Origin of the sequence: Candidatus Propionivibrio aalborgensis, from assembly GCF_900089945.1 — a bacterium.
In the GTDB taxonomy this organism is placed as follows: domain Bacteria; phylum Pseudomonadota; class Gammaproteobacteria; order Burkholderiales; family Rhodocyclaceae; genus Propionivibrio; species Propionivibrio aalborgensis.
Genome location: NZ_FLQY01000183.1, coordinates 1 through 13196, shown reverse-complemented (window position 1 = coordinate 13196; position 13196 = coordinate 1). Strand labels below are relative to the sequence as shown.

The 13196-nt window shown below is 55.4% G+C and carries 12 protein-coding genes; 6 read left to right on the top strand and 6 right to left on the bottom strand.

All coding sequences use genetic code 11. From position 1 onward, the window contains the following. From PROAA_RS09805 to PROAA_RS09790, 4 genes are all read right to left on the bottom strand, one after another. The coding region (locus PROAA_RS09805; protein ID WP_281182263.1) for an SLC13 family permease at positions 1-207 on the bottom strand (207 nt) is incomplete at its 3' end. Between the two features lie 168 nt (positions 208-375). Further along, a complete protein-coding gene (locus PROAA_RS09800) occupies positions 376-1566 on the bottom strand; it encodes a transglutaminase-like domain-containing protein (RefSeq protein ID WP_186411166.1) in 1191 nt (396 codons plus the stop codon). Positions 1567-1675: 109 nt separating this feature from the next. Next, positions 1676-3103, bottom strand: a complete 1428-nt coding sequence (locus PROAA_RS09795) for a PhoH family protein (protein WP_186411165.1) — start codon at positions 3101-3103, stop codon at positions 1676-1678. Positions 3104-3149: 46 nt separating this feature from the next. Further along, positions 3150-3605: a peroxiredoxin gene (locus PROAA_RS09790; RefSeq protein WP_186411164.1), complete on the bottom strand. Its 456-nt coding sequence runs from the start codon at positions 3603-3605 to the stop codon at positions 3150-3152. Between the two features lie 316 nt (positions 3606-3921). On the opposite strand from PROAA_RS09790, the gene leuC reads away from it, so the two are divergent. From leuC to asd, 6 genes are read left to right on the top strand one after another with little or no spacing between them, the layout of a single operon-like run. Beyond that, on the top strand, positions 3922-5328 hold the full coding sequence (gene leuC / locus PROAA_RS09785) for a 3-isopropylmalate dehydratase large subunit (protein WP_186411163.1): 1407 nt from the start codon (positions 3922-3924) through the stop codon (positions 5326-5328). A gap of 11 nt (positions 5329-5339) precedes the next feature. Next, positions 5340-5468 (top strand): entericidin A/B family lipoprotein, encoded by a 129-nt coding sequence (locus tag PROAA_RS09780; protein ID WP_186411162.1) that lies wholly within the window; start codon positions 5340-5342, stop codon positions 5466-5468. 20 nt (positions 5469-5488) lie between these two features. After that, positions 5489-6145, top strand: a complete 657-nt coding sequence (gene leuD, locus PROAA_RS09775) for a 3-isopropylmalate dehydratase small subunit (RefSeq protein WP_186411161.1) — start codon at positions 5489-5491, stop codon at positions 6143-6145. Positions 6146-6158: 13 nt separating this feature from the next. Beyond that, positions 6159-6446 carry a hypothetical protein gene (locus PROAA_RS09770; protein WP_222102200.1) on the top strand — a complete coding sequence of 96 codons (288 nt, stop codon included), beginning with the start codon at positions 6159-6161 and terminating at the stop codon, positions 6444-6446. A 4-nt stretch (positions 6447-6450) separates the two neighbouring features. Then, positions 6451-7515 (top strand): 3-isopropylmalate dehydrogenase, encoded by a 1065-nt coding sequence (leuB, locus tag PROAA_RS09765; RefSeq protein ID WP_186411159.1) that lies wholly within the window; start codon positions 6451-6453, stop codon positions 7513-7515. Positions 7516-7559: 44 nt separating this feature from the next. Continuing rightward, complete coding sequence (asd, locus tag PROAA_RS09760; protein ID WP_186411158.1) at positions 7560-8690, top strand: aspartate-semialdehyde dehydrogenase; 1131 nt, start codon at positions 7560-7562, stop codon at positions 8688-8690. A gap of 19 nt (positions 8691-8709) precedes the next feature. Here the strand turns inward: asd and PROAA_RS09755 are convergent, their stop codons facing one another. Together PROAA_RS09755 and PROAA_RS09750 are read right to left on the bottom strand one after the other, a co-directional pair. After that, positions 8710-10923, bottom strand: a complete 2214-nt coding sequence (locus PROAA_RS09755; RefSeq protein WP_186411157.1) for an EAL domain-containing protein — start codon at positions 10921-10923, stop codon at positions 8710-8712. 16 nt (positions 10924-10939) lie between these two features. Beyond that, positions 10940-13069, bottom strand: coding sequence for an HDOD domain-containing protein (locus tag PROAA_RS09750; RefSeq protein ID WP_186411156.1), 2130 nt, complete (start codon positions 13067-13069; stop codon positions 10940-10942). Positions 13070-13196: the final 127 nt, after the last annotated feature.

Here is a 13196-nt window from a genome sequence, read left to right as displayed (position 1 = left end):
ACCCTCACCGATGACAAACAATCCGGCGATCAATACCACCAGTGGATCACCAAATCCGGCGAGAGCTTCCTTTGGCGCGAGTAGTCCGCTCATCATCAAGGCCAGAAGCACCAGTATGGCGACGATATCCATTCGCAGCCGGTCGCTGGCGAATAGCAGTATCGTGGCCAGGAGCAAGCCAAGAACCAGCAGGATATCACCCGTCATGAAGTCTCCGAAGGCTTGGAAAGTCTGCCGCTTTCCGAAGGCGTGAGGACTGCGCCGGATAGCAATGCCGCAGTCCTGGATTGCGCCGTAGACCACGGTTCCGCCAAAAGCGAACGTGCAGTTTGTGTCCGGCCCACACCTGCTATGCTCACTCCACTTACAGGGTTTCTATTCAATTCGGTTGGCGCTGACCTGAAAGCCAACACGATTGGTGTCCAGGCTGTCGAATCGACCGTCCACTGTTTCCACGACAGGGTAAACCAGGAATGGCAGTGATTGCCCGATTGATCCACGCAAGCTCACATCCTGGGCGACATTGAAACTGATCCAGTTCATTTCCCAGAAACCGAAAAGCAACTTCTTCAACACGGTCAGTTTTGGGTCGCCGTTACTCAGCCGTTCATCAAGAATGGCTTTGCGTACGTCGGAGGGTTCGACTGGAATCCAGCCATAACCCGGCGTGTAGAATTCGGCTCGGCAGTGTTGATCGGTGCTCAGGTTGCCGCCGGCACCGAGGCTGCCGAATAGTCGCGAGCTGTCTGTTCGCAGGCCGAATACCGGGCGCGCCGGAATCCCGATGGATCGGCACAGACCGACGAAGAGCAGGGCGATGTCAGCACTTCGGCCACTCAGGTTGTTGCTCTCAAGCATGCTTCCGATGTTGCTGTTCCCGACGCTCTTCATCTGTGGGTCGTACGTGGCATTTTCCACGACCCAATCATAGATGGCCTTACCCCGGGCAACCGGGTCCTTGATGCGGCCGATGGCGCGTTCGGCCGTAGTCCGGACAATGCCGTCGTTGGGTACGAGTTTTGTCGACTGCAGGCAGCGCCGAAGGACTTCCGTGCGTTCCGCCACAGCGCCTCGGCGGGTAATGTCGAAATGGCGATCCTGCGTTGCAACCTGGCTGGTCAATTGCAGTTGCGGATTGGCAATGCCCTCCGTCCAGTCGGCATAGAAGACTTCCATTTCTGCCACCGGATCACGATAGATGCCGGCATTCTCAAAATTCCCCTGCCAGTTGTGACCCAGAGATCGCTCCCACGGGGTGTCTTTGTACTGAGCTAGCGGGAGCCAGAGGCGTGCCTTGCCGTTGACCTGTTTGAGGGCAATCGTCGAAAGGATGTCATAGGTTCGCCATTGTGCCGCTGGCTCCTCGGGCAGGCTGATGACGTTGTGCGTTTCAGTTTGCGGCGCCGCGTGTTCGGCAGAGGTTGCCGCTGCCGGTTTCCCTTTTGCCGACCTTGACGTGGATTTTGCAGCCGGCTTTTTTGCCGCTGCCTTTTTTGCTGCACCTGCCGGCGAGGCAGCCAGCAGCGAGAGAATCGCCGAAGTTGCGAGGAAGTCTCGTCGTTTCAATCGTTTCTCCGGAAGGCGTTGGATCCATGCAGTGCACTAAACACACAAGAACCTGTTGGCAAAAACGACCGAGCCGTGTCCCGTGACACGGCTCGGTATGGCGAAAAAATTATAACACTTCGCCGGCGTAGTCGGCGAGGCGGGAGCGCTCTCCGCGCTGAAGGGTGACATGCCCGGAATGCTTCCAGCCTTTGAAGCGATCCACGACATAGGTCAGGCCAGAACTGCCCTCGGTCAGGTAGGGAGTGTCGATTTGTGCGATGTTTCCCATGCAGACGACTTTGGTTCCCGGCCCGGCGCGCGTGATCAGGGTTTTCATCTGCTTTGGTGTCAGGTTCTGCGCTTCGTCGATGATCAGGAACTTGTTCAGGAAGGTACGTCCGCGCATGAAGTTTAGCGACTTCACCTTGATCCGGTTGCGAATCAGGTCGTGAGTCGCCGCGCGCCCCCATTCGCCGGCCTCCTCATCCGTCTTGTTGAGTACCTCAAGGTTGTCTTCAAGTGCGCCCATCCACGGCCCCATTTTCTCTTCTTCCGTGCCCGGCAGAAAACCGATATCTTCGCCAACCGGGACCGTTACACGGGTCATGATGATTTCTGAGTAGAGCTTGTCTTCCAGGACTTGCGTCAGTGCGGCGGCAAGGGTCAATAGGGTTTTCCCGGTACCGGCCTGGCCAAGCAGACTGACAAAGTCAACCTCAGGGTCCATCAGCAGATTGAGAGCGAAGTTCTGTTCTCGGTTACGGGCAGTGATCCCCCAGATACTGTTTTTCGGGTGCGTAAAATCGACCAGCGTCTCGAATTGCGCCATCTTGCCGGATACTTCACGGACGATGGCATACAGAGCCTGCTCGCCTTCCTGATAGATGAACTCATTGACCAGAAGTTGCGGGCAGAGCGGCCCGTTTACGCGATAGAGCGTAAAGCCGTCGCGTTTCCAGGATTCCATGTCTTGGCTGTGCTTGTCCCAGAAGTTGGCGGGCAATTCAAGGACGCCGGTATATAGCAGGTCGGTGTCTTCCAGCACCTTGTCATTGAAATAATCCTGGGCCTCCAAACCAAGCGCGCAAGCTTTGATGCGCATGTTGATATCTTTCGATACCAGAATGACTTCGCGCTCCGGGTTCGCACGTTGCAGGTGGATAACGACAGCCAGAATCTGGTTGTCGGCTTTGGCCGTGGGCAAACCGATAGGCAAATCGTTGGCGATGGCTTCAGTCTGAAGGAAGAGACGCCCGCTAGCTAACTTGTGCGAAGGGCCGGCGAGTGCGATGCCGATCTCGATCCCCTGGGAGTGGCTGCTGACGATTTCGTCCAGCGTACGAGTGACCTGCCTTGCATTGCGCGAGACTTCGGACAGGCCCTTCTTGTTGTTATCAAGTTCTTCCAACGTCATGATCGGCAGAAAGACATCGTGCTCTTCAAATCGATAGACGCTCGTCGGGTCATGCAACAGCACATTGGTGTCAAGAACGAAGAGCTTGGTCAGCGGTGAGGCTTTCTTTGTTTTTGCGCGGGCGGCAGTTCTAATAGCCATGGACGGGCTTTCTCCGGTGAATACGGGGTGGGGGCATTCCGGCTGATCAAAGCGTTCTAATGAAATCCAGCACCTCCTGCGCGTGGCCTTCCGCCTTGACGCCGCGCCACTCCCGCCGAAGCGTTCGCTTGCCATCGATGACGAACGTGCTGCGCTCGATTCCACGAACCTGTTTTCCGTACATCGTTTTCATCTTGATCACGGAGAATTGCGTGCACAACCGTTCGTCGACATCGGAGAGCAGCTCAAAGGGTAGGTTCTGTTTGGTTTTGAAATTCTGGTGCGACCGGATGCTGTCCCGCGAAACGCCAAGCACTTCGCATCCAGCTTTCACAAAACCAGGGTAGAGATCCCGAAACTGCTGAGCCTCAGTGGTGCAACCCGGTGTGCTGTCCTTGGGGTAAAAATAAATGACGATCATCCCGCTTCGGCAGTCAGAAAGCCTGAAGGGTTGGTCACCAGTGGACGGCAACTCGAAGTCGCTGATAATTGTGTCGATCATGTTTCGCGAACCTATTTATTGTTAGCCCGATTGTTGTAAGAATTCCGCAGTTGGTCAAGCTGGACAGCGAGAATGCGCCAACGCTGACTCATGCACCTGACTTTCGCGGGCGAGGCGCTCCCCGAAAGCCTCTGATGGTCTCTGATTGTGGCGCAGAATCATTGCCGGGCCGCGCCGTCCATCTTTTGGATCACTCCTTGGCAGGCTGTGGCTTCTAGCCATTCAAGGCCTTGCGAGCTGACAGTAAGGTCGAGCCATGAGATAATCCAGCGTTCAATCGGGCCGTTTGGGACCCGACTTCCAGGATAACAGACCGATGCTGCAGAATTTATACGACAAACTTTGGCAGAGTCATGTAGTGCATGAGGAATCCGACGGGACGGCGCTGATTTATATCGATCGCCACCTGGTGCATGAGGTGACCAGTCCGCAAGCTTTCGAGGGGCTGAAACTCGCCGGTCGCAAGCCTTGGCGCATTTCCTCCATTGTTGCCACTGCTGACCACAATACGCCGACCAACCATTGGGAACGCGGTATCGAGGATCCGGTTTCGCGTTTGCAGGTGGAAACGCTTGACGCCAATATTCGCGAAGTCGGTGCCTTGGCCTACTTTCCATTCAAGGATTTGCGTCAGGGCGTTGTTCATGTGGTCGGCCCGGAAAATGGCGTAACGTTACCCGGCATGACCGTCGTTTGCGGCGACTCCCACACCAGTACCCACGGCGCATTTGGATGCATGGCGCTGGGTATCGGAACGTCCGAAGTCGAACACGTTTTGGCCACGCAGTGTCTGTTGCAGAAGAAGTCGAAGACCATGTTGTTTCGTGTTGATGGGCGGCTCGGCAAGGGTGTGACCGCCAAGGATATCGCCCTGGCCATCATCGGTCGCATCGGCACGGCGGGCGGTACGGGATATGCTGTCGAGTTTGGTGGCAGTACGATACGCGGCCTGTCGATGGAAGCGCGTATGACGCTGTGTAACATGACCATCGAGGCTGGCGCGCGGATGGGCTTTATCGCCGTCGATGAGCTGACAATCGATTACCTGAAAGGTCGTCCATATGCGCCGAAGGCAGAGCAGTGGGACGCTGCGGTTACCTATTGGCGCACGCTTCACAGCGACGAAGGCGCCGAATTCGATTGCGTTCTCGACATGCGTGCTGAAGACATTCAACCGCAGGTCACCTGGGGAACATCGCCCGAAATGGTGGTTTCAATCGGGGACAGTGTTCCCGATCCAGTCAGCGAAAAGGACCCGGCGCGCCGTGAGGGGATGGAGCGAGCCCTGCATTACATGGGGCTGAAGGCGAATACGCCGATCAAAGAGATTGCCATCGACAAGGTCTTTATTGGCTCGTGTACCAACTCGCGCATTGAGGATCTGCGTGCAGCAGCCAGTGTCCTCAAGGGGCGCAAAGTGTCTGACAGCGTTAAGTTGGCGCTGGCTGTTCCTGGTTCCGGTCTGGTCAAGCAGCAGGCAGAGCTTGAGGGACTGGACAAGATTTTTGTGGCCGCCGGCTTCGAGTGGCGAGAGGCGGGGTGTTCGATGTGTCTGGCGATGAATGCCGACCGGCTGGAACCGGGAGAGCGTTGCGCCTCGACTTCGAATCGCAATTTCGAGGGCAGACAGGGTGCGGGTGGACGAACACATCTCGTTAGCCCGGTAATGGCAGCCGCTGCAGCGATTGCAGGGCATTTTGCCGATGTTCGTGACTTACTTTAGGGAGACTGATCATGAAGATTCTCGCTTTCATTTTTGTTGCCATCATTTCGGCAATGTCGGTTTCTGCATGCAATACCGTTCAGGGCGTGGGCAAGGATATTGAAAAGGGCGGCCAGGCCATCGAAAAGGCCGCCAAGTAAGGTGGATCACAAGGAAAACCATGGACAAGTTTGATCACCTGGAAGGGCTGGTTGCACCGCTGGATCGCGCCAACGTTGACACCGATGCAATCATTCCGAAACAGTTTCTGAAGTCAATCAAGCGCTCGGGCTTTGGCCCGAACCTGTTTGACGAACTGCGTTACACCGATGTCGGCCAGCCTGGGGAAGACTGCACGGATCGTCCGTTGAATCCGGATTTTGTGCTCAACTTGCCGCGCTACCAGGGTGCGCAAATTCTGCTGACGCGCAAGAACTTCGGCTGCGGCAGCTCGCGCGAACATGCCCCGTGGGCTTTGCTCGATTTCGGTTTTCGGGTGATTATCGCCGAGAGCTTTGCAGACATTTTCTTCAACAATTGCTTCAAGAATGGCATTCTGCCGATCGTTCTGCCGGCGGCTGAAATTGAAGCACTTTTTGCCGAGGTTATGGCCACGCCGGGCTACACACTGTCAATTGATCTAACGCGGCAAGTTGTCGTTTGTCCGGATGGCAGAGAGCTTTCATTTGCGGTGGACGCGTTTCGCAAAGAGTGTCTGCTCAACGGCTGGGACGACATTGGACTGACGCTGCATCACGCCGAGAAAATTCGTGCGTTTGAGGACAAGCGTCGCATTGAGCAACCCTGGTTGTTCGAAGCGGGAGCAGGTGGTGTGTAAAGCGGCAAAACGATTGCTGCCTAAAATAATCGTTTTCCTCAGTTCTCATTTCGTAGCTACTTTCCTGGTCATGGGGCTGGCCTTTGTTGGCTTCGGGCTCACATCGCTCAGCCTGCTCTATCTGATTCGTGCCAATGTCGAACTGGTGCTTCAGCACGGTGCCATGGCTCTGCTTGATGGCGCCCTGCGACAGTTTTTCGAGTTAATCGCCTCGGGGTTCTTGGGACTGGCCATGTATCTTGTATTCAAAGTTTGTGAGCATATTCTGGTCGAAAAATTGGTACACAAGCATGGGGAATAAAGTAATGAAAATTTGTGTTTTGCCCGGTGATGGCATAGGACCAGAAATAATGGCCGAGGCTCTGAACGTGCTGGAAGCGCTCGACTTGAAGTTTGAGATCGAGGAGGCTCAGCTTGGGGGGTGCGCCGTCGACGCAACGGGCAACCCGTATCCGGAAGCGACCCAGAAGCTGGCGCAGGCTGCGGATGCCGTCCTGCTTGGCGCTGTCGGCGGCCTGAAATGGGACACGCTGCCGCGCGAGCAACGTCCGGAGCGTGGCCTTCTCGGCATTCGCAAACAGCTCGGTCTGTTTGCGAATTTGCGCCCGGCCATTCTCTATCCGGAACTTGCCAATGCATCTACACTCAAACCCGAAGTGGTTGCTGGTCTCGACATTCTGATCATCCGTGAACTGACCGGAGATATTTACTTCGGTCAACCACGCGGTATCGAGATGCGCGAAGTGGACGGCAAAAATCAGCGCTTCGGCTTCAATACCATGCATTACACGGAGAGCGAGATTCGGCGCATTGGACAGGTCGCGTTCGAAGCCGCGCGCAAGCGCAACAGGAAGGTGTGCTCGGTAGACAAGATGAATGTTCTGGAAACGACACAACTCTGGCGCGATGTGATGAACGAGCTGGCGCCCGAGTATCCGGATGTCGAGCTATCACATCTGTTGGTGGACAACGCGGCGATGCAACTGGTGAAGGCACCCAAGCAGTTCGACGTGATGGTCACCGGCAATATGTTTGGCGACATTCTGTCGGACGAGGCATCGATGCTCACCGGGTCAATCGGCATGCTCCCATCGGCCTCGCTCGACGAGAACAACAAGGGTTTGTACGAGCCTTGTCACGGCTCGGCACCGGACATTGCCGGCATGGGCGTGGCCAATCCGCTGGCGACGATATTGTCGGTGGCGATGATGTTGCGCTATACCTTTTCGATGGAAGATGTTGCGCAGCGAGTCGAAGGCGCAGTCAAGAAGGTGCTGGCGCTCGGGTATCGTACCGGTGACATTTACGAGACGGGTACGAAGAAAGTAGGTACCCGTGAAATGGGCAAGGCAGTTCTGGCGGCATTGTGATTTTGGTGGATCAATCGGTCTGATGTTTATTTGAGGCAAGGGAAATGAAGAAGCTTGGCCTAGTTGGCTGGCGGGGCATGGTCGGTTCGGTGCTCCTGCAACGCATGGCGGAAGAGCGTGATTTCGATCACATCGAGCCAGTATATTTCTCGACTTCGGCGGTTGGCGGCAAGGCCCCTTCCCCCGGTGGAGGCGATGGCGCCGTGTTGCAGGACGCCATGTCGATTGACGCGCTCAAACAGACGGATATCATCATCACCTGTCAGGGTGGAGAGTACACCAAGGCGGTGTTTCCCAGGCTGCGTGCCGCAGGCTGGAACGGCCACTGGATCGACGCGGCCTCCACTTTGCGCATGGAGAAGGATGCCGTAATCATTCTTGACCCAGTCAACCTCGACGTCATTCACTCTGCCCTGGCTGCGGGCGGAAGAAACTGGATTGGCGGAAACTGCACGGTGTCGCTGATGCTGATGGGTCTCGGCGGACTGTTCAAGAATGACCTGGTTGAATGGATCAGTGCGATGACCTACCAGGCAGCTTCCGGTGCGGGTGCGCAAAACATGCGCGAGCTGCTTGCGCAAATGGGTTCGATTCATGATGCCATCAAATCCGATCTTGCCGATCCTGCCTCGGCCATCCTCGACATCGACCGTAAAGTTGCCGAGACGATGCGTGCTGCGAGTTTTCCTACCAGCAACTTTCGCAATACGGCACTCGCGGGTAGCCTGATTCCGTGGATCGACGCACCCGTCGAACAGGGGCAGTCGAAGGAGGAATGGAAGGGCGGTGCCGAAAGTAACAAGATTCTCGGTCGCCCCGCGTTTCGCACGCCCGGCAGTATTCCGATTGACGGTCTGTGCGTGCGCATCGGCGCCATGCGGTGCCATTCGCAAGGTCTAACCATCAAGCTCAGGAAGGATATTCCGCTTGATGAGGTTATCGGGATTATCGCCAATGGCAATCAGTGGGTGAAGGTGGTGCCCAACGAACGCGAGGCCAGCGAGCGTGAGTTGACGCCGGCAGCTGTTACCGGAACGCTCACCGTGCCGGTTGGCCGTTTGCACAAGCTTGCCATGGGTACGGAATATCTGGGCGCTTTCACTGTTGGCGACCAGTTGCTGTGGGGGGCCGCCGAGCCGCTACGCCGTATGCTGCGTATCTTGCTTGAAAACTGATCGAAAGTTGAGCAGTCTGTCAGGCACTGATCGCGCGCTTTTCCCGCAGCAGTTCAAGGAACTGTGTGTGGGAAAGCGGCTTGTAGTAGAGAAATCCCTGCATTGTCTTGCAGCCTGACTTCTCAAGGTAGTGCGCCTGAACTTTTGTTTCGACCCCTTCCGCGACAAGTTTGAGTCCCAGGCCGCTGGCAATCGAAATAATTGCCAGAATAACCGGAAAGTGTCCGTTCTCGCGCTGGATTTCCTTGACAAAGGATTGGTCGATCTTGACCGTGTGTACCGGGAAGCGATGCAAATACGATAGTGACGAATAGCCTGTGCCGAAGTCATCAATGGCAATGCTGACACCAAGCTGGCATAGTTTGTTGAGTTGCTCGATAGCGTACTGTGGATTGCGAATGCAAACGTTCTCGGTAATCTCGATCTCGATCTGCGATGGCGAAACACCAAATCGGGTGAGTGTCCCGCAAATCTTGTCGTAAAAACCGCCGTGTTCAAGATAGTGCGGCGAAATGTTCAGCGACAGCTGAATTGACTCTCCTCCTGCAGCATTCCATTGAAGCAGGTCGCGACAAAGTGCTCCCAGCATCCAGTCACTGATCGGAACCATCAAACCATTTTCTTCGGCAAACGGTAGAAACTCACCAGCAGTCAGCAAGCCGCGCTCGGGGTGATTCCAGCGCATCAGGCCTTCGGCACCAACGATTTCCCCGGTTAAGACATCCACTTGGGGCTGGTAGTACATTTCCAGTTCACCCTGCTCAAGCGCCCGGCGCAGACTCTGTTCCAACGCAACTTTTTGATACGATGCGTCGAGCATCGAAGACTCATAAAATGAATGGGCATTCTTGCCCTGTGCCTTCACGTTATACATGGCGACATCGGCGTGACGTAACAATTCGTCAATCGATTCACCGTCGGACGGATAGACGGCGATACCGATGCTCGCCGAGATATGAACTTCCTTACTATCCAGTGTGAAGGGCTGGCGCAAACTATCGAGAAATTTGTCGGCAATGATCTCGGCATCCTGCCTGTCCCGTAATTCCGGCAAGACTACAGTGAACTCGTCACCGCCGATACGCGCCAGCGTGTCGCCCCGTCGCAGGCAGTTTCTCAGGCGTTCCGCAACCTGCTGCAGCAATTCGTCACCCTTGACGTGGCCCAGGGTATCGTTGACGAGCTTGAAGCGATCAAGGTCGACAAACATGACCGCCAGCTCGGAGGTGTTGCGCCTAGCTTGAATCACGGCTAGGCCGAGTCGATCCTTGAAGAGAATGCGGTTCGGCAGATCGGTCAGGATGTCGTGATAAGCCTGATAAGAGATCAGCTCTTCAGCCCGTTTGCGATCAGAAATGTCTCGCGCAACCCCATAGGTTCCAAAGAACTTGCGATCAACCACCTCTTTGCCCAATGAATACATTCCCATCGAGTTGAACGAGATGGTCATCAATGTATTGTCGAAAGTGCGTTCCTGGTCGCTACCGGTAAGACTTTTCAGGCGCAACTCTACGTTCCGCGAAGCACGCTCGCCTACGCGACGTTCATTGAATACATATCGAGCACGTTCGATATCCTCATCGTGGACCAAAACCGAATAGTGCCTGCCGACCAAATCCTTCGGGCCATAACCGAGCAACTGCTGCACGCGATCATTGACGAATGTGAATCGCCCCTCCTGGTCAAGCGTATAAATGATATCGGGCGAGCTATCGACGAGGTAGCGGTAGAGCTTTTCCGAGCTCTCAAGTCGCGAGGCAATGCTGCGATTCTCGCTCTCAAGTCGCCGTTGCTGCAGCGCGTTGTCGATCGTTTTGAGCAACTCTTCGCGTGTGTAAGGCTTGCGCAGATAGTCATAGGCGCCACGTTTCAAAGCGCCAATCGCCGCTTCGATTCCGGTATCGCCACTGAGTACAATCACCTTGGTGTCGATCCCCTTGGCATTGATGAAATCCATGATTTCATGGCCACCGATGTCGGGCAGGCGCAAATCGAGAAGAACCAGGTCAAACTGCAATTTGTTCAGGAGCTCGATGGTTTCGGCACCACAAGCGGCTGTAAGCATCTGGTAGCCACGGTCTTTGAGCAATGCGCAAAGGCTGCTTAAAAGCCTCGGCTCGTCATCCACCAGCAATAAACGGGGAGAATTCTCAGTCGTGAGATAGCGAGGAGCAGCATTTCCGCCCGTCGTTATTTCTATGGCTGAAGAATCGTCGGTAAACATCCCGTCCATTGTTGCCTCAAACCTATTATCTGCCAGGCACTCCCTGGTAAGTACGCCTGCGGACCGGAAGCAGTATTTCGAATATTGTTCCGCTGCTGCCGCTGCGACACGTGATCAAGCCCTGAATTTTTTTGATTAGATTGTGTACAATACTCAAGCCAAGCCCTTGATGTCCAGCACCTTTTGTGCTTAGAACCGGCGAAAACAGTTTTTCCAGTATCTCCTGTGGTATTCCTGGACCACTGTCTCTTACGCTGATTTCAATGTACAGGCGTCCGTCCCGATTGACATGACCACCGTTCGCGATCTGGATCTCGCCTCCGGTTGGCATTGCCTCAATGGCATTCTTGACTAGATTTACCAATACTTGCTTGATCGTGTCGGCACTGCCTTCAACCTCGGCTGGCAAATCCTGAGTGTGCGCGACGATCTGCACCGAGGCGGGCACGAACTCCGTATCACGGAACAGGCGGACGATGTCGCGCACAACGCGATTAACCTCGGCGCCCCCATCGCGCAACGTAGGTTTCAAATCGGCAAGACTCTTCATGATGTGGCCGACGCGATCCAGTTCTTCATTGAGTATCGACATTTCGCTGACAACGGGCTCCTGCTTTTCCAGCTTGCCGCTGAGAATGCTGAGATAGTTCTTGATGATCGAGAGTGGGTTGTTGACTTCGTGAGCAACCCGACGCGAAGTCTCCCTGTATTCCTCCGCGACACTGGCCGCCCGTCGCGAGGCTTCACCGCGCTCGCCCAAGGCTGTCTCGAGCGCTGTCGCCGCTTGTTCGCCAAAAGATCTAAGGAATCGTTCGCGGCGTTGCAAACTGTTGACCTGCCAGGCCGCTACTCCGCCAACCATTACTCCCAAGCAGCGCTGCCCTGAAAGCAGCGGCAAACAGACGAGACATTCGCTACCAAGAACACGCCGCAATTGCTCCTCGGCGATGCCAAGCGGATTTCCTTCATGTCCGACAAAGGCGAGCCTGCGCTGCAATACGACCTCGGCAAGCAGTCCGCCACCGGCGAGCGCTACTGAAAATTCTGTCAGGCGCTGTTTGTGCTCGCCTACCGGAACGCCAACGAGCGCTTTTCCCGTGCCGCTCGTCAGAAGCATGATGGAGTCTTCAAAGTCAAACAGCATGCGCGCCGATCTGCTCACTGATTCAAGCAATCCTGCCTCTCCCAGCGGACGAGAGAATGATCGGCCAGCTTCGGAGGCCAGCATAAGGTTGCGCACTTCGTCGGACAACTGCTGATTGACCGGATCCTTGGCCGGCATATCCGGATCGCGCGCCGAAAGTTCCGACAAGTCCTTGACTCCAGCCACATCGATACCCAGGGCGTCGGCAGATTGCCTGACCTTCGACTTGGCGTCTACGGATATCTGTTCCAGATCAGCGACATTGACCCCGCATAGCAATCCTGCATCCTTGACGCTCCGATCATCCCCGGTGCTGCTGAGTTGATGCGCCAGGCGAACGATTCGGACTAGCGGATGTGCCGATTCCAGGCGAGCCATTGAGTCGTGGTGGTAAAGCACGCTATCCGCCATAAAAGAGTCAAGATTCCAGCTTTCGATCAGCCATGACCCCGCTTCTGGATGCGACGTATTCAGCGTCCTTTGCTCGACCGCGCAGAGCATTTCGTCATCCTTGGCGAGGAAGTTCGAGGCGTATTCACTGGGCGCAGTAGTAACCAGCGCCAAACGACCCACATCATGAAGCAGGCCAGCGAGGTAAGCTTCCTCTAGATGCGGATAGCGCATCTTCTCGGCAATTGCCCGCGCAACTATTGCCGTCTCCAAGGAGTGCTGCCAGAAAAAGCGGAGATCGGCGCTGTTCGAGAAGAAAGAGCTGTTGAAGACCTGGAAAACCGACTCACTGATCACCATGTTCTTGATCGAGTCGATTCCCAAGGCAGTTAATGAGTGCTCAAGCCCGATCTTTCGACCATTGCGCGGGTAAGTGGAGACGTTGGCCATGCCAATAGTCTTGCTGCACATCCCAGGGTCTTGAGCAATGAGTTCTGCCAGGGCTAATATCCTGATCTCCTCGGTCTGACAGTGTTCGATCAGCTTGAGGAGGATCTGTGGCATAACCGGCAGTCGTGCGACCAGTAAGCGCTTGCGGATGTTTGAATCGGCCTGATACATGGTTATCCTGAGCTACCGTAAAACAATCCGGTCGAGCGGCGAATGTACGTTCTGGCTTCACGTACGCCAAAGAAACACGTACTACAATTGAGAATCAGCGGGAGGAAACTTCGCGCTGTTCGATCTT

Excerpts from the sequence above, each read along its gene's own strand:
- leuC (WP_186411163.1), top strand. The coding sequence starts at position 3,922 with ATGCTGCAGAATTTATACGACAAACTTTGGCAGAGTCATGTAGTGCAT.
- leuB (WP_186411159.1), top strand. The coding sequence starts at position 6,451 with ATGAAAATTTGTGTTTTGCCCGGTGATGGCATAGGACCAGAAATAATG.
- PROAA_RS09790 (WP_186411164.1), bottom strand. The coding sequence starts at position 3,605 with ATGATCGACACAATTATCAGCGACTTCGAGTTGCCGTCCACTGGTGAC.
- asd (WP_186411158.1), top strand. The coding sequence starts at position 7,560 with ATGAAGAAGCTTGGCCTAGTTGGCTGGCGGGGCATGGTCGGTTCGGTG.
- leuD (WP_186411161.1), top strand. The coding sequence starts at position 5,489 with ATGGACAAGTTTGATCACCTGGAAGGGCTGGTTGCACCGCTGGATCGC.
- PROAA_RS09750 (WP_186411156.1), bottom strand. The coding sequence starts at position 13,069 with ATGTATCAGGCCGATTCAAACATCCGCAAGCGCTTACTGGTCGCACGA.
- PROAA_RS09795 (WP_186411165.1), bottom strand. The coding sequence starts at position 3,103 with ATGGCTATTAGAACTGCCGCCCGCGCAAAAACAAAGAAAGCCTCACCG.
- PROAA_RS09755 (WP_186411157.1), bottom strand. The coding sequence starts at position 10,923 with ATGGACGGGATGTTTACCGACGATTCTTCAGCCATAGAAATAACGACG.
- PROAA_RS09780 (WP_186411162.1), top strand. The coding sequence starts at position 5,340 with ATGAAGATTCTCGCTTTCATTTTTGTTGCCATCATTTCGGCAATGTCG.